Genomic DNA, 16,881 nt, shown 5'->3' with positions numbered 1-16,881 from the left:
GTATTGATTTCAAACCTCAATAACAACTTTTAAATTATTTAATTGAAAGAAGTGGAAAACATGGCAATGATATATAGAAATAATTTCATTGTATTCGTTTTATCATTTTTAATAAGTGGTATTTTATATGTATCACATATTTTACTGCCATTCATGTTCGGACCAATAATTGCGGCAATCATTTGTGTGAAAGTTTTTAAATTGGAAATTAAATGGCCCTTTTGGTTAAGTGAACTAGGAATCGTGTTACTAGGTGTGCAAATAGGAACAACATTTACCAAAAATGTCATAATGGATATTAAAGATAATTGGTTATCTATTATTGTGGTATCAATTTCAATTTTATTAATTGCTTTAGTCATGGCGCTTGTCTTTAAAAAGATAGCTCGTACTAATACAGAAACCGCTGTACTTAGTGTTATTCCAGGTGCTTTGACACAAATGTTAGTAATGGCAGAACAAGATAAACGTGCCAATCTGTTAGTAGTTAGTCTTACACAAACATCACGTATCATATTTGTTGTAGTGCTTGTACCATTTATTTCTTATTTTTTCCATGATGATAATGCACATTCTGCAGGTAAAATAGCTAAAGTTTTACCTTTATCACAGGCTTTAAATATTTGGCAGATGCTAATTATAGCCATTGCAGTTTTTATCGTTTATTTAATTATGTCTAAACTTAATGTTCCAACATATCAATTATTGGCACCACTAATTGTCTTAATAGTTTGGAACTTTAGTTCGGGTATTACATTTGCTTTAGATCATTGGCTACTTAACATTGCACAACTTATCTATATGATAAGAATTGGAGTACAAATTGCGCATTTATTATCAGATTTAAAAGGTCGATTAGCTATTGCAATTACGATACAAAATATAATGCTAATTTTTGGTGCCTTAGTTATGGTATACGTTATTCATTTTTTCGATAATAATCCAATTAATGAACTATTTCTTGGTGCGGCACCTGGTGGACTTAATCAAATAGTATTAGTTGCATTAGCTACTGGTGCAGATGTTGCTATGATTACTAGTTATCATATATTTAGAATCTTTTTCATAATCTTTATCATCGCACCTTCGATAAATTACTTTTTAAAATATCGGTCAAAGAAAAATAAGCATTAGCTTAATGTCAACACATAATTATAAAAGTGATAGTAAGTTAATTTTGTTAAGGGAGATAATTCCCTGCTATTTTTATAACACATCTAATGGAAACCAAATAAAACGAGACAGCCTATTAATTAACATAGAATCTGTCTCGTTTGTTATATATTATTTCATATAATTAATTATGATTTGGCTTAGATGGACAATCTTTTAAATGTGCATCGTATAGTCCCGCTGCTTCTAAAAATGAAAATACGGTTACAGGACCCAAAAATTTAAAACCGTATTTTTTCAAATCTTTGGAAAGTTGTGTAGCAGTCTCATCAACTGTGATGCGATCAGATGAATGAATGTACTGTAAATCTTTAGGCTTACCATTAACGTAAGACCATAAAAAATTGCTAAAACTACCATATTCATGTTCAATTTGTAAGTAGCCTTGAGCCTGACTAACTATTGCTTCCAATTTTTTACGATGATGGACAATATTTGGAAATGCCATTAATCTATCGATATCTTTCTCTGTCATTTGTGCTATTTTCTCTGGTTCAAAATCATAAAAAGCAGTTTCATAAGCTTCTTTCTTTTTTAAAATAGTTAACCATGACAAACCAGCGTGCTGTGATTCTAATGCTAAAAGCTTAAATAATTCTTTACTATCATATAAAGGTTGACCCCATACATTATCGTGATAGTTTAAGTAAACTGGATCCTTTGTTCCAAATGCGCATTCATTCATAATTATTCCCACCAATACATTGACTTATTTTGACAATCATTATACTATAAGTTAAGAGTTTAATATATAAATTGGGAAGAGTAAGTTCAAATTGTTTTAAAGAGAGCATATGGTTTGGTGTGAATGTGCAAATGATTTTTACTGAAGGTAGCCCACAGAGTATCTTAGTTGAACACAAATGATAGAGTAGGCTAAGACGTGTTTGAGCGTTAATCATAATCTAGAGTGCTTGAAGAGATGGCTTATTTCAAATTCATGTTGTCAGCGTTAGTATACTAATTTCGATTTAGCTGATAAGTAGTGTTTGATTTTTAGCATCCTTCTTGAATATAGGTGGTACCACGGAATATCCGTCCTATTGTTATATAGGATGGGTATTTTTTATTTTTTAGGAGGTATAGCAAATGGAAATGAAACCAAAATATGATCCACGTGAAGTTGAAGCGGGACGTTATGAAGAATGGGTTAAAAACGGTTATTTTAAACCATCAGAAGATAAATCAAAAGAAACTTATACAATTGTTATTCCACCACCAAATGTAACTGGTAAATTACATTTAGGTCATGCTTGGGATACAACTTTACAAGACATTATTACACGTATGAAACGTATGCAAGGATACGATACTTTATATTTACCTGGTATGGACCATGCTGGAATTGCGACACAAGCGAAAGTTGAAGCGAAATTAAATGAACAAGGTATTACAAGATATGACCTTGGCCGTGAAAAATTTTTAGAACAAGCTTGGAATTGGAAAGACGAATATGCGTCATTTATCCGTGCTCAATGGGCTAAATTAGGTTTAGGCTTAGATTATAGTAGAGAACGTTTTACATTAGATGAAGGTTTAAGTAAAGCGGTTAAAAAGGTATTTGTTGATTTATACAATAAAGGAATTATTTATCGTGGTGAGCGTATTATAAATTGGGATCCTAAAGCGCGTACTGCTTTATCGGACATTGAAGTCATACATGAAGATGTACAAGGTGCCTTTTATCATTTTAAATATCCTTATGCTGATGGTGAAGGTTATATCGAAATTGCAACCACAAGACCAGAAACAATGTTGGGCGACACGGCTATTGTTGTTAATCCAAACGATGAACGTTATAAAGACGTTATTGGTAAAACTGTTATTTTACCAATTGTAGGCCGTGAGTTACCTATATTAGCAGATGAATACGTTGATATTGATTTTGGATCTGGTGCGATGAAAGTTACGCCTGCACATGACCCTAATGATTTTGAAATTGGTCAAAGACATCATTTAGAAAACATTATCGTTATGGATGAAAATGGTAAGATGAATGATAAAGCTGGAAAATACGAAGGTTTGGATCGTTTTGACTGTCGTAAACAATTAGTTGAAGATTTAAAAGAACAAGATTTAGTTATTAAGATTGAAGATCATGTTCATTCGGTTGGTCATTCAGAACGTTCAGGTGCTGTAGTTGAACCATATTTATCAACACAATGGTTTGTACATATGGATGGTTTGGCAAAACGCTCATTAGATAATCAAAAAACAGATGATCGCATAGATTTTTATCCACAACGATTTGAACATACATTTAATCAATGGATGGAAAATATTAGAGACTGGACGATATCAAGACAATTATGGTGGGGGCATCAAATTCCGGCTTGGTATCATAAAGAAACTGGTGAAATCTATGTTGGTGAAGAAGCACCTACTGATATTGAAAATTGGCAACAAGATGAAGATGTATTAGATACATGGTTCTCAAGTGCGTTATGGCCATTTTCAACATTAGGTTGGCCGGATCTTGATAATGAGGACTTTAAACGCTACTATCCAACGAACGCATTAGTTACAGGTTATGATATTATCTTTTTCTGGGTAGCACGAATGATTTTCCAAGGTTTAGAATTTACGGATCGCCGTCCATTCAATGACGTATTATTACATGGGTTAGTTCGAGCTGAAGATGGACGCAAGATGAGTAAGTCTTTAGGTAATGGTGTTGACCCAATGGACGTTATTGATGAATATGGCGCTGATAGCCTAAGATACTTCTTAGCGACAGGTTCATCTCCAGGCCATGATTTAAGATATTCTACTGAAAAAGTTGAATCAGTGTGGAACTTTATCAATAAAATATGGAATGGCGCACGTTTCAGTTTGATGAATATTGGCGAAGACTTTAAAGTAGAGGATATTGATTTAACTGGCAACTTATCATTGGCAGATAAATGGATTTTAACACGCTTAAATGAAACAATTGCAACAGTGACAGATTTAAGTGACAAATATGAATTTGGAGAAGTTGGAAGAGCACTTTATAATTTCATTTGGGATGATTTCTGTGATTGGTATATTGAAATGAGTAAAATACCGATGAATGGTACAGACGAAGAACAAAAACAAGTAACTCGTTCAGTATTAAGTTATACTTTAGATAATATTATGAGGATGTTACATCCATTCATGCCATTTGTAACAGAAAAAATATGGCAAAGTTTACCTCATGATGGGGAAACTATTGTAAAAGCAGCATGGCCAGAAGTACGTGAATCATTGATTTTTGAAGATAGTAAACAAACAATGCAACAACTTGTTGAAATCATTAAATCTGTTAGACAGTCACGCGTAGAAGTGAATACACCATTATCTAAAGAAATACCTATATTAATTCAAGCTAAAGATAAAGAAATTGAACAAACATTATCACAAAATAAAGATTATTTATTCAAATTCTGTAATCCTAGTACTTTAGATATTAGCACGGACGTTGAAATACCTGAAAAGGCAATGACTTCTGTAGTATTAGCAGGTAAAGTAGTATTACCATTAGAAGGTCTTATAGACATGGAAAAAGAAATTAGCCGTTTAGAAAAAGAGTTATCAAAACTTCAAAGTGAGTTGGATAGGGTTGATAAAAAATTATCTAATGAAAACTTTGTAAGTAAAGCACCTGAAAAAGTTATAAACGAAGAAAAACGTAAAAAACAAGATTATCAAGAAAAATACAACGGTGTGAAGGCGAGAATTGAACAATTAAAAGCATAGGAGTTAGTAACAATGAATTACCTAGAGAGCTTGTATTGGATACACGAAAGAACTAAATTTGGCATTAAACCTGGTGTTAAACGTATGGAATGGATGCTGACACAACTTAATAATCCTCAAAATAATATTAAGGGTATTCATGTAGGTGGAACAAATGGTAAAGGCTCTACAGTTGCTTACCTTAGATCAGCTTTGGTTGAAAATGGTTATGAAGTAGGAACTTTTACATCACCATTTATTGAAACGTTTAATGAACGAATTAGTTTGAATGGAGCGCCTATTTCAAATAATGATATTGTAGAATTAGTGTCACGTGTAAAACCAATTAGTGAAAAAATGGAGCTTGAAACTGATTTGGGTGTCGCAACTGAATTTGAAATTATCACTGCAATGATGTTTTTATATTTTGGTGAAATGCATCCTGTTGATTTTGTTATTGTTGAGGCTGGATTAGGTATTAAAAATGATTCTACAAATGTCTTTACACCGATTTTATCAATTTTAACAAGTATTGGATTAGATCATACTGATATTTTAGGAAATAGTTATTTAGATATTGCTAAAGATAAAGGTGCAATAATTAAACCGAATACCTCTGTGATTTACGCAGTCAAAAACGAAGATGCACTTAAATATGTTCGCGAACGTGCTATTGAGCAACACGCAAAACCGATTGAGTTAGATCGTGAGATTGTCGTAGTTTCACAAAATGATGAATTTACTTATCGTTATAAGGAATACGAATTAGAAACAATCATTTTAAGCATGTTAGGAGAGCATCAGAAACAAAATGCTGCATTGGCTATTACAGCATTAATTGAATTAAATGAACAAGGTTTAATTCAATTAGATTTCAATAAAATGATTGACGGAATTGAAACAGTTCGCTGGACTGGTCGTATTGAACAAGTTCATGATAAGCCGTTAATCATTTTAGATGGTGCTCACAATTCAGAAAGTATAGATGCATTAATTAATACAATTCAAAATTATCATCACAAAGAAAAAGTTGATATTCTATTCTCAGCTATTAAGGGTAAACCTATCAATGAAATGGTTAAGCATTTAAATTTTATTGCAAAAACTTTTTACGCTACTGAATTTGATTTTCCAAAAGCATTACGAAAAGAGGAGATTGTAGGTAGTGTTGAAGGGGATCATATACAACTTGTGGACGATTATGTTGAATTTATTCAAAATTATCAAGGCGAGGCACTTGTAATTACTGGAAGTTTATACTTTATTAGTGAAGTTAAGTCTAAATTAGATTTTGGAGCATTTTAGTTATAAAATTAAAATAACCGTGAAGATCAAATTGATTTTCACGGTTATTTTACCATTTTTTTAGAGATGTTATATAAGATTTAAGCGTTATTTTAAGTTATCAACACACTTATACTATAACAAGAAATCTGGACATCAAAGAGTATATATTTTACGGTAATGATGTATATTTACATTATAGAAACAACTATCTATAATGTATTTGAGGAGGTCGTTACTTGGTAATTTTGTTATCTTACAGTTGTAGTTGTATCTTTAGTTTTTTGTATCAATTTATATCTGTTGAAGAAACTTCATTTAAGTATTTACATAGACGTTCTAAATGTGATCATTGCCATGTTAAATTGAAATGGTATCAACTTTTTCCAATTTTTAGCTTTTTGATGCTAAAAGGTAGGTGTCAATATTGTCATTGTAATATTTCTAAAAGTCATCTAATAGGAGAGATTTTGGCAATGTTTCCTATAATATTCATTTTACTTAATTTAACGGATGTAAATGCAATGTTATTTATTACCACTTATATTTTTCTACTCATTTTTTCTTTAACTGATATTAAAAGTTTCTTTATCGATTGTCGTTTAATTATTGTTTACTATGTAGTTACATTATCGTTATCCACTATTTTTCCCTCATCCTTTATAATTGTAAGTATTTCTGCTCATATTTTTTACTTTTTATTTAAATCATATATTGGTTATGGTGATATTCTTCTCGTAAGCACAATTTCCTTATTTTTCCCTCTACAATTTACTATATACCTTATTTTATTTACATTTATCATCGCAGGACTTATTGCGATAATCATAATGATAATCAAGCCTATTAAGGCATTACCCCTAATACCTTTTTTAACTATCTCATTTGTATTAAATGCTGTTTTTTATAATGAAATTCATCGATTTTTAGGAGGAATATATTATTGAAAATTAAAGAAATGGTTACTTCAGAAATGCCAAGAGAACGTTTATTAAGTCATGGTGCGAAAAGTCTTTCTAATACTGAATTATTAGCGATTTTAATTAATACTGGACGAAAAGGGTTTTCTAGTATTGATATAAGTAATGAATTGTTGAAAACTACTTCGAATTTAAACGAACTAAAAAAAGCGTCAGTTAACGATTTGATTCAAGTAAAAGGAATTGGTTTGCAAAAAGCAATTACATTAAAAGCTGCATTTGAATTGGGCGAGCGTATGGGGCGACGTTCAGAAAGTAACAGAGTTAAAATAACACAACCTAGTGATGTCGCCGATCTTATGATGGCTTCGATGAAAGATTTATCGCAAGAACATTTTATGATTTTATTATTGAACTCAAAAAATATTGTTATAAAAGAAGCGTGCGTATTTAAAGGGACATTAAATAGTTCTATTGTGCATCCGCGTGAGATTTTTAGTATCGCAATTCGAGAAAATGCGAATGCAATCATTGCAGTTCATAATCATCCATCTGGTGATGTGACACCTTCACAAGAAGATATCATAACGACACTAAGATTAAAAGAATGTGGTTTAATACTTGGTATAGATTTGTTGGATCATATTATTATTGGTGATAATAGGTTTACAAGCTTAGTTGAAGCAGGTTATTTTGATGAAAATGAATAAAGTTAATAGAATTACTAACAATTCTTGTGTATAATACCTACGAAGTACAATCATTTGGAGGAAAAACAGTGACGCTATTTATAATTATCGGGGTTCTAGTACCAATGGTATATACAATGCAATTAAACATAAAGAATGAACCTGTAACAAAACGTAATCTATTAATGACGGTGATATTTTCATCAGTAGGTATACTAGTTACAGCACTAGCAGGTGTGATCGTCACGAAGCAATCAATTCCTTTATTTAGTGTAGCTGTTGGTTCAATATTTACTGGTATCGTTTGGGGACTATTACTCAGCGGTAGCTATGCATTATTGCGATTTTTATCTAATGCATTTGGACGTAAATAATGAATTGTTATATGTAAGTTATTTATCAGAAATAAAAAATTAAAACTCCTAATGCTTAACTAGTTAAACAAAAATTTAATCTAGTTCATTAGGAGTTTTGTTATATTAATATGATTTTATATTTACTATAATTGGAATTGTGGTAATAATCCTGTATTAATTTGGAAAAAATCAAGTAACCAAATTAAGCCTTGATATCCTAAATACAAACATAATAAAATGACACCGATATAAATTAAGAATCGCAAAATAGAAAGTCCAACTCTAAAAAGGAGGATTACTAATAGTGCTATTAATATGATTGTTAGTATACTCAATATTACGAACCTCCTCATAAGCATTTAAAACATAAATAAAGTATAAGCTATTTTTAATTAAGATGCATCAGTCCAAAGATATAGTGTGATTAAGCCTGAAGACTGATGAAAATATATATGACAAACTATATAATAGTTTGAAGACTAATGGAGGCGACCTATGAGATTTATATTAAGTATGATTAAAAATATTATAGCAGTAATTGCGATTATAGTGATTGTATATATCGCCTTGAAATACGCGCCTTTTTTAAAAGAACAAGATTGGAATCCAGTTAACCAAACGCCAGATCATACTGGGCAAGTTGCACAGCCAACGAATGATACACAACATGTTTATGTAAGTGGAGAAAAATATTCATTGAAAGAAAATGATTTGATTAAAAATGTACCGTTAAGTCAAATTAAAAATGTATTTAATATGATAGATAAACAAGAATTTATGGCTGTATCAGGTATGAATCGAATGGCATATAATGATAAATATGTAATTGGTCAAAGAGGGGATGAATTTATACTTTATAAATTTGGAGATGAATCCATGAGAGTTTATAATACAGAATTCGAAATGCAACAGGACTTAAATGAATTAGGGCAAAATTTACAATTAAAACCAGAAAATGCATATCAATAGAAATTCTTTGCATACAAAAATCATTTTAGTTATCCTGTCGTTAGAATATATAAAAGGTTGGTGTAGTTCAAATGGCAGAACAAACAAAACAAAAACAAGCTAATGAACAACAAAAAGCCCAAAATTTATTTGCCCGTTGGAGACAATCACAGTCAACCAACAGCGAAAGATCGAACGACACAAACAAATAAATATTAAAAATAATTATAGTAACTACTAGCAATTAAAATATTTTGCTGGTAGTTATTTTTATTATAAAGAAGTTAGATTTATTGAAAGCTAAGTTTATTTTCAAGGTAATTAAAAGTTAGTGCTTTATTTCATTAGGGGAGTAATATAAAATAGAAAAGGATATATAATATTTTGACAAAATAGAGGTGTTCTGGGTGCTTAAGTTTTTTAAAAATAACAAATTAATTGTTGTTTTATGTGCAATCATCGTTTTTATTGCGCTTATTGGGCTGTCCATACGATCACAATCTCAATCACCTCCTGAACAATACATAGGTGATTCTGTGTCTTTTGGGCAACGAGTTGTGAGTTATCCAGTTAATTTTGTTGCTGGTGCAATTGGAGACTTTTTTAAAAAGGGAGATTCAAAAGAGGCTAAAAATAAAATAAGCCAATTAGAATCTAAAAACCAACAATTAGAAGCGGAAAATAATAAGCTAAAAAAAGAGCTTGATTTAAAAGATATTTCAAAATATGATCCGATTTCAACTACAGTATTAGCAAGAAATCCTGATCAATGGATGAATACACTTGTGATTGATAAAGGTTCGAAATCAGGTATTACTTCTAATATGGCTGTAATGACGTCGCAAGGTTTTGTTGGAAGAGTAACTAAAGTGAATAAGTTTTCTTCACAAGTAGATTTAATTTCAACTAATACGCGTGCAGGTAAATTATCTGTAAATATACAACATGGGTCTAAAAATATTTTCGGTTTGATTGATCGATATGATGAAAAGAACTCTGAGTTAGTAATTAGTGATATAAATAACCGAGATAATATTTCTAAAGGGGATAAAGTAGTTACTAGTGGACTTGCAGATCAATTGCCAAGTAATTTGTATATAGGTGAAGTCACGAAGGTTCAGAATGATCAATACGGCTTAGCTAAAGAGGTTAGAGTTAAAACCGGTGCGGATTTATCAGATTTAAGTCATGTTTATGTTGCTAAAAGAGATCCTAAAACGATACCTGACGATGAAAGCAGGGATAAATAATGCGTACTTTGTATTATTTTTTGATAGGGATTTTATTATTTTATATTGATACCGCAATTGGACTACTCATCCCAATGCATATTGGAAAATTTGAAATTATTTTTGTACCACACTTAACCTTTATGTACATATTAATGATGGTAGTTTATAGAGGTTTTGGTGTGTCATTAATGCTGAGTATATTTATTGGATTAATGACTGATGTATACTATGGAAGCATTTATGGAGTGTATTTATTTGGTTATATACTATTTTTAGCTCTTATAGATCGTTTCTTTAAAATTTTTTATAAAGATCACACTATGCTATTCGCAATTATTCTAGGAAGTACAATATTATTAGAAATATATGTTGCATTGATTTATGGAATGCTAGGATTTATTCAATTTGATTTTATCCATTTCGTTGTATTTAGATTGCTGCCGACATTATTATTAAATTTTGTACTGCTAATAATACTGTATCCATTGATTATAAAGTTCATTAAAAAAACGAACAATGACATTGACATGAAACGTCGTCAATGGTAAGATGCAATAGTTGAGTAGTTATAAGTAGCTACATACAACCGCTCAAATATAGGTTCAAGAACATGATTAAGGAATAAAGCGATTGATACAACGAAGAGTGCGAACGCTTTACTCATATGCAGAAGTTATTGAAAGAAAGCGATTGACAATCAAGGCGTTGAAGAGAGAAATGAGAAGAGTTTATTTTTATAAATGACTCGAGTTTCGAACAAAACAACGAAGAGTGCGAACGCTTTACTCAATAACAAGTGTCACCTATATATGGCGTGACTTATTATACAGGAGGTGCAAAGTATGTTTGCTATTATTGAAACAGGTGGAAAACAAATCAAAGTAGAAGAAGGTCAAGAAATCTTCGTTGAAAAATTAGACGTAAACGAAGGTGATACTTTTACTTTTGATAAAGTATTATTTGTAGGTGGAGATTCAGTTAAAGTTGGAGCGCCAACAGTTGAAGGTGCTACAGTTACTGCTACTGTTAATAAACAAGGACGCGGTAAGAAAATTACTGTATTCACATACAAACGTCGTAAAAATTCAAAACGTAAAAAAGGCCATCGTCAACCATACACTAAATTAACTATCGAAAAAATCAACGCGTAATTATTATGATTACTGTTGATGTTACAGTTAATGATGAAGGCAAAGTAACAGACGTTATTATGGATGGCCATGCTAACCATGGTGAATATGGTCATGATATCGTATGTGCTGGAGCTTCAGCTGTATTGTTTGGTAGTGTTAATGCAATTATAGGATTGACATCTGAGAGACCAGATATCAATTATGATGACAATGGTGGTCATTTTCATATAAGAAGTGTTGATACAAATAACGATGAAGCGCAATTAATTCTTCAGGCAATGCTTGTTTCTTTACAAACTATTGAAGAAGAATATAATGAGAACATTAGATTAAATTATAAGTGAGGTGCATTCCGATGTTAAAATTAAACTTACAATTCTTCGCATCTAAAAAAGGGGTAAGTTCTACAAAAAACGGACGTGACTCTGAATCAAAACGCTTAGGTGCTAAACGTGCTGACGGTCAATTCGTAACAGGTGGTTCAATTTTATATCGCCAACGTGGTACTAAAATTTACCCTGGTGAAAATGTAGGTCGTGGTGGCGATGATACATTATTCGCTAAAATCGACGGCGTTGTTAAATTCGAACGTAAAGGTCGCGACAAAAAACAAGTTTCTGTATACGCAGTAGCTGAATAATTTTGTCTAGTTAACACCAGAAGTGAATCTTCTGGTGTTTTTTACTTTTTATGGAGATGTTTTTACTATTATGACGAATTTGATTGAATGTAAATATAAGAATTTAAGACAAAAAGTCTTAAGAGCAGCTGTATAAGAACCTCTATTTATTTTCAATAAAAGAGAGATTAAGGATTACAGTTGCAGAATTTAAAGAAAGAAACGTATCATATTCGCTACTGAGATAAATAAGTATTTTAAGGCAAATAGCTTTAAATGCAACTGCATAAGAGCCCCTAATTAATTACAATATATAAGGGGCTCTAATATGCTATAATTATTGGTAAAATGAAAATTATATGTAAAAGAGGTGAGATATATGTTTGTCGATCAAGTCAAAATATCTCTTAAAGCCGGTGATGGTGGTAATGGTATTACCGCGTATAGAAGAGAGAAATATGTGCCGTTTGGTGGCCCAGCTGGCGGTGACGGTGGTAAAGGTGCTTCTGTTGTATTTGAAGTAGACGAAGGACTAAGAACATTATTAGATTTTAGATACCAACGTCATTTTAAAGCAAACAAAGGTGAAAATGGACAAAGTAGTAATATGCACGGGAAAAATGCTGAAGACTTAGTCTTAAAAGTGCCACCGGGCACAATTATAAAAAATGTTGAAACTGATGAAGTATTAGCAGATCTTGTTGAAGATGGTCAAAGAGCTGTCGTAGCAAAAGGTGGTCGCGGAGGTCGCGGAAATTCACGCTTTGCAACGCCAAGAAACCCTGCACCTGACTTTAGTGAAAAAGGAGAACCAGGTGAGGAATTAGACGTTTCTTTAGAATTAAAATTATTAGCAGATGTAGGATTAGTAGGTTTCCCAAGTGTTGGTAAATCAACATTATTATCAATTGTTTCAAAAGCAAAGCCAAAAATTGGTGCATACCATTTTACTACTATTAAGCCAAACTTAGGTGTTGTTTCAACCCCGGATCAACGTAGTTTTGTTATGGCTGACTTACCTGGCTTAATTGAAGGTGCATCAGATGGTGTTGGTCTAGGTCATCAGTTTTTAAGACATGTTGAAAGAACTAAAGTTATTGTGCATATGATTGATATGAGTGGATCTGAAGGTAGAGACCCTATTGAAGATTATAAAGTCATCAATCAAGAATTAGCTGCATATGAACAACGTTTAGAGGATAGACCTCAAATCGTCGTTGCTAATAAAATGGATTTACCTGAATCGCAAGACAATTTAGAACTTTTTAAAGAGGAAATTGGTGATAATGTAGAAGTAATTCCAGTTTCTACAATTACACGTGAAAATATTGATCAATTACTTTATGCAATTGCTGATAAATTAGAAGAATATAAAGATGTTGACTTCTCAGTTGAAGAAGAAGAGTCAGCAGGTATCAATCGTGTTCTTTATAAACACACACCTTCACAAGATAAATTTACAATTACAAGAGATGATGATGGTGCATATGTAGTGAGCGGTAATGCAATTGAAAGAATGTTCAAGATGACTGACTTTAATAGTGACCCAGCAGTACGTCGTTTTGCACGACAAATGCGCTCAATGGGTATTGATGATGCTCTAAGAGAACGCGGTTGTACAAATGGTGATATCGTTAGAATTCTTGGTGGAGAATTTGAATTCGTTGAATAGGAGTGTAGCATGATGGACAATAAAGATTATAAAAAGTTTTATTTAATTAGAGAAGATGTACTGCCAGAATCAGTGGTTAAAACTTTGAAAATTAAAGATGCCTTAAAAAATGATCCTACATTGTCCATTTATGATGCAGTTAAGCAGTTTGATTTATCTAGAAGTGCATTTTACAAATATAGAGAAACTATATTTCCAGTAGATGACAAAATGTTAGACCATAGAGAGTTTACATTAATATTGTACGTTACTGACATAGTCGGTATGTTAGCACGTGTTTTAGATGTTATATCTAAATTAGAACTTTCAGTTTTAACAATTCATCAAAGTATTCCAATGGAAGAAAAAGCGACCATCACATTGTCTTTAAATGCAAAATCTAAGGACATTTCTGCGGAAGATGTCATCGTAGCTTTAAGAAATTTAGATTATGTTTCTAAAGTAGAATTAATTAGTATGAGTATGTAAGGATGTGCAAAAAATGTACGCGTATGTCAAAGGCAAGTTAACACATTTATATCCGACACATGTGGTTGTTGAAACTGCAGGCGTTGGGTATGAAATTCAAACACCAAATTCTTATCGTTTTCAAAAGTATTTAGATCACGATGTTTTAATACACACATCTTTAATAGTACGTGAAGATGCCCAATTATTATATGGTTTTAGTAGCGAAGAAGAAAAAGATATGTTTTTGAGTTTAATTAAAGTTACTGGTATTGGACCTAAATCTGCATTGGCTATTTTAGCAACTAGTACACCTAACGAGGTAAAACGTGCTATTGAAAATGAAAATGATACGTATTTAACTAAATTTCCTGGAATCGGTAAAAAGACAGCAAGGCAAATTGTATTAGATTTAAAAGGCAAAGTAAAAATTACTGAAGAAGATAGCGATTCATTATTGCAAGTAGATCCAACCTCTACAGTACAAGATCAATTTGTACAAGAGGCAATGTTAGCATTAGAAGCATTGGGTTATTCTAAACGAGAACTTACAAAAGTAGAGAAAGCGTTAAATAAAAATAAATACGACTCTGTTGATGAGGCTGTAAAAGCAGGCCTACAAATAGTTGTATCTTAAATTTAAATAGATTGATGGGGGAAGTGTTGTCATGGATGAACGTATGGTTGATCAATCAATGCATAGTGAAGAATCTAATTTTGAATTGTCGTTAAGACCTACGAGATTACGACAATATATTGGTCAAAATTCAATAAAAAGTAATTTAGAAGTATTTATAAAAGCAGCTAAACTACGCCATGAACCATTAGATCATGTATTGCTTTTTGGCCCCCCTGGACTAGGTAAGACAACATTATCTAATATTATTGCTAATGAAATGGACGTTAATATACGTACAGTGTCAGGCCCTTCCTTAGAAAGACCTGGCGATTTAGCTGCTATATTATCGGGTCTTCAACCAGGAGATGTGTTATTTATTGATGAAATACACAGATTAAGTAGTGTAGTTGAAGAAGTTTTATATCCTGCAATGGAAGATTTCTTTTTAGATATTATTATAGGTAAAGGTGATGAGGCTAGAAGTATCCGAATCGATTTACCTCCATTTACTTTGGTTGGAGCGACTACCCGAGCTGGAAGCTTAACAGGCCCTTTACGAGATCGATTTGGTGTGCATTTAAGGTTAGAATACTATAACGAATCAGATTTAAAAGAGATTATCATTAGAACTGCAGAAGTTTTAGGAACTGTTATAGATGAAGCTAGTGCCATTGAGCTTGCTAAACGTTCTCGAGGCACACCACGTGTAGCGAATCGTTTATTAAAACGTGTGCGTGATTTCCAACAAGTGAATGAAGATGATCAAATCTACATCAAAACTACTAAACATGCGTTAGGTTTACTTCAAGTAGATCAACATGGATTGGATTATATTGATCATAAAATGATGAATTGCATAATTAATCAATATAATGGTGGGCCTGTAGGATTAGATACGATTGCAGTAACGATTGGTGAAGAGAGAATTACAATTGAAGACGTTTACGAACCTTTTTTAATTCAAAAAGGATTTTTAGAACGTACACCGCGTGGTAGAAAAGCTACAGCATTAGCATATGAACATTTTTCAAAGCCAAATGAGGAGAGGGAATAACGTGAACATTGAAGAATTTGACTACGACTTGCCAGAATCTTTAATAGCTCAAACGCCATTAAAAGATCGTGACCAAAGTCGTCTATTAGTCATGGATAAAGAAACTGGCGAGATGAAACATTTGCATTTCAAAGATATTATTGAATACTTTAGTTCAGGTGATACGTTAGTATTGAATGATACTAGAGTGATGCCAGCCAGACTTTTTGGTTTAAAAGAAGAAACAGGTGCTAAAGTTGAAATGTTAATGCTGACTCAAATAGAAGGTAATGATTGGGAAGTTTTACTCAAACCTGCTAAGAGAATCAAAGTTGGTAATAAATTAAGTTTTGGTAATGGTAAAATTGTAGCTGAATGCGTTAAAGAAATGGACCAAGGCGGACGTATCATGCGCTTGCATTATGAAGGTATTTTGCAAGAACGCTTAGATGAATTAGGTGAGATGCCACTACCACCGTATATTAAAGAGCGATTAGATGATCCTGATCGTTACCAAACTGTTTATGCTAAGGAAAGTGGCTCAGCAGCAGCACCAACAGCTGGTTTACATTTCACAGATGAGTTATTAGCCGAAATTAAAAACAAAGGAGTAAATATCGCATTTGTTACATTGCATGTTGGCTTAGGTACATTTAGGCCTGTCAGTGTTAATGATGTAAACGATCATGAGATGCATAGCGAATATTATCAAATGACACAAGAAACAGCTGACTTATTAAATGATACGAAGTCTAAAGGGCATCGAATTATTTCGGTTGGTACAACTTCTACTCGAACACTTGAAACAATTCGACGCGACCATAATCAATTTGTTGCGACAAGCGGTTGGACTAATATCTTTATTTATCCTGGGTTTGAATTTAAAGCAATTGATGGTCAAATAACTAATTTTCATTTGCCAAAATCAACTTTGGTTATGCTTGTATCAGCGTTTAGTACTCGTGAAAATGTTCTAAATGCTTATAGAACAGCTGTGAATTTAGAATATAGATTCTTTAGTTTTGGCGATGCAATGCTAATTATATAAAAAGAATGT

20 protein-coding genes and 1 other annotated feature are annotated in these 16,881 nt (G+C 32.1%); of the genes, 18 read left to right on the top strand and 2 right to left on the bottom strand.

Annotation, left to right across the window (positions count from 1 at the left end):
• The first annotated feature begins 60 nt into the window (after positions 1-60).
• Positions 61-1,134: an AbrB family transcriptional regulator gene (locus CD116_RS08870; protein WP_047549053.1), complete on the top strand. Its 1,074-nt coding sequence runs from the start codon at positions 61-63 to the stop codon at positions 1,132-1,134.
• A gap of 163 nt (positions 1,135-1,297) precedes the next feature.
• Here the strand turns inward: CD116_RS08870 and CD116_RS08865 are convergent, their stop codons facing one another.
• A complete protein-coding gene (locus tag CD116_RS08865; protein WP_047529995.1) occupies positions 1,298-1,858 on the bottom strand; it encodes a DNA-3-methyladenine glycosylase I in 561 nt (186 codons plus the stop codon).
• A gap of 58 nt (positions 1,859-1,916) precedes the next feature.
• Positions 1,917-2,219 (top strand) — a binding site (T-box leader).
• 43 nt (positions 2,220-2,262) lie between these two features.
• On the opposite strand from CD116_RS08865, the gene CD116_RS08860 reads away from it, so the two are divergent.
• The 5 genes from CD116_RS08860 to CD116_RS08840 all read left to right on the top strand — a co-directional run bounded on the left by CD116_RS08860 (position 2,263) and on the right by CD116_RS08840 (position 8,139).
• Complete coding sequence (locus CD116_RS08860; RefSeq protein WP_047549056.1) at positions 2,263-4,893, top strand: valine--tRNA ligase; 2,631 nt, start codon at positions 2,263-2,265, stop codon at positions 4,891-4,893.
• Positions 4,894-4,905: 12 nt separating this feature from the next.
• Positions 4,906-6,177 (top strand): bifunctional folylpolyglutamate synthase/dihydrofolate synthase, encoded by a 1,272-nt coding sequence (locus tag CD116_RS08855; RefSeq protein WP_047529999.1) that lies wholly within the window; start codon positions 4,906-4,908, stop codon positions 6,175-6,177.
• A gap of 218 nt (positions 6,178-6,395) precedes the next feature.
• A complete protein-coding gene (locus tag CD116_RS08850) occupies positions 6,396-7,103 on the top strand; it encodes a prepilin peptidase (RefSeq protein WP_047549059.1) in 708 nt (235 codons plus the stop codon).
• On the top strand, positions 7,100-7,786 hold the full coding sequence (gene radC, locus CD116_RS08845) for a RadC family protein (protein WP_047549063.1): 687 nt from the start codon (positions 7,100-7,102) through the stop codon (positions 7,784-7,786). Before CD116_RS08850 ends, radC begins: the two co-directional genes overlap by 4 nt.
• Positions 7,787-7,854: 68 nt before the next feature.
• Positions 7,855-8,139: a hypothetical protein gene (locus CD116_RS08840; RefSeq protein WP_047549065.1), complete on the top strand. Its 285-nt coding sequence runs from the start codon at positions 7,855-7,857 to the stop codon at positions 8,137-8,139.
• A gap of 125 nt (positions 8,140-8,264) precedes the next feature.
• Here CD116_RS08840 and CD116_RS08835 read toward each other — a convergent pair whose 3' ends face one another.
• Positions 8,265-8,456, bottom strand: coding sequence for a hypothetical protein (locus tag CD116_RS08835; protein WP_000025834.1), 192 nt, complete (start codon positions 8,454-8,456; stop codon positions 8,265-8,267).
• A 160-nt stretch (positions 8,457-8,616) separates the two neighbouring features.
• Here CD116_RS08835 and CD116_RS08830 point away from each other — a divergent pair, with 160 nt between their 5' ends.
• From CD116_RS08830 to queA, 12 genes are all read left to right on the top strand, one after another.
• A complete protein-coding gene (locus CD116_RS08830; RefSeq protein WP_047426273.1) occupies positions 8,617-9,090 on the top strand; it encodes a DUF4930 family protein in 474 nt (157 codons plus the stop codon).
• A gap of 71 nt (positions 9,091-9,161) precedes the next feature.
• Positions 9,162-9,281: a hypothetical protein gene (locus CD116_RS08825; protein ID WP_047549068.1), complete on the top strand. Its 120-nt coding sequence runs from the start codon at positions 9,162-9,164 to the stop codon at positions 9,279-9,281.
• A 195-nt stretch (positions 9,282-9,476) separates the two neighbouring features.
• Positions 9,477-10,319, top strand: a complete 843-nt coding sequence (gene mreC / locus CD116_RS08820) for a rod shape-determining protein MreC (RefSeq protein ID WP_047549072.1) — start codon at positions 9,477-9,479, stop codon at positions 10,317-10,319.
• Entirely contained in the window at positions 10,319-10,849 is a 531-nt protein-coding gene (mreD, locus tag CD116_RS08815; protein WP_047530009.1) for a rod shape-determining protein MreD, read from the top strand. Before mreC ends, mreD begins: the two co-directional genes overlap by 1 nt.
• Positions 10,850-11,143: 294 nt before the next feature.
• A complete protein-coding gene (rplU, locus tag CD116_RS08810; protein ID WP_031920044.1) occupies positions 11,144-11,452 on the top strand; it encodes a 50S ribosomal protein L21 in 309 nt (102 codons plus the stop codon).
• A 5-nt stretch (positions 11,453-11,457) separates the two neighbouring features.
• On the top strand, positions 11,458-11,778 hold the full coding sequence (locus CD116_RS08805) for a ribosomal-processing cysteine protease Prp (RefSeq protein ID WP_000633694.1): 321 nt from the start codon (positions 11,458-11,460) through the stop codon (positions 11,776-11,778).
• A gap of 11 nt (positions 11,779-11,789) precedes the next feature.
• Positions 11,790-12,074: a 50S ribosomal protein L27 gene (rpmA, locus tag CD116_RS08800; protein WP_000916187.1), complete on the top strand. Its 285-nt coding sequence runs from the start codon at positions 11,790-11,792 to the stop codon at positions 12,072-12,074.
• 358 nt (positions 12,075-12,432) lie between these two features.
• Entirely contained in the window at positions 12,433-13,725 is a 1,293-nt protein-coding gene (obgE, locus tag CD116_RS08795; RefSeq protein ID WP_047426284.1) for a GTPase ObgE, read from the top strand.
• A 12-nt stretch (positions 13,726-13,737) separates the two neighbouring features.
• On the top strand, positions 13,738-14,193 hold the full coding sequence (locus CD116_RS08790; RefSeq protein ID WP_047448184.1) for an ACT domain-containing protein: 456 nt from the start codon (positions 13,738-13,740) through the stop codon (positions 14,191-14,193).
• A gap of 13 nt (positions 14,194-14,206) precedes the next feature.
• Positions 14,207-14,809 carry a Holliday junction branch migration protein RuvA gene (gene ruvA / locus CD116_RS08785; protein ID WP_047549075.1) on the top strand — a complete coding sequence of 201 codons (603 nt, stop codon included), beginning with the start codon at positions 14,207-14,209 and terminating at the stop codon, positions 14,807-14,809.
• 31 nt (positions 14,810-14,840) lie between these two features.
• Complete coding sequence (ruvB, locus tag CD116_RS08780) at positions 14,841-15,845, top strand: Holliday junction branch migration DNA helicase RuvB (protein WP_047426289.1); 1,005 nt, start codon at positions 14,841-14,843, stop codon at positions 15,843-15,845.
• Position 15,846: 1 nt separating this feature from the next.
• Positions 15,847-16,872 carry a tRNA preQ1(34) S-adenosylmethionine ribosyltransferase-isomerase QueA gene (gene queA, locus CD116_RS08775; protein ID WP_047530013.1) on the top strand — a complete coding sequence of 342 codons (1,026 nt, stop codon included), beginning with the start codon at positions 15,847-15,849 and terminating at the stop codon, positions 16,870-16,872.
• Positions 16,873-16,881: the final 9 nt, after the last annotated feature.

Origin of the sequence: Staphylococcus schweitzeri (assembly GCF_002902405.1) — a bacterium.
Taxonomy (GTDB): Bacteria; Bacillota; Bacilli; order Staphylococcales; family Staphylococcaceae; genus Staphylococcus; species Staphylococcus schweitzeri.
The sequence above is the reverse complement of the archived record's forward strand: the minus strand, read 5'-3'. Positions and strand labels throughout refer to the sequence as shown.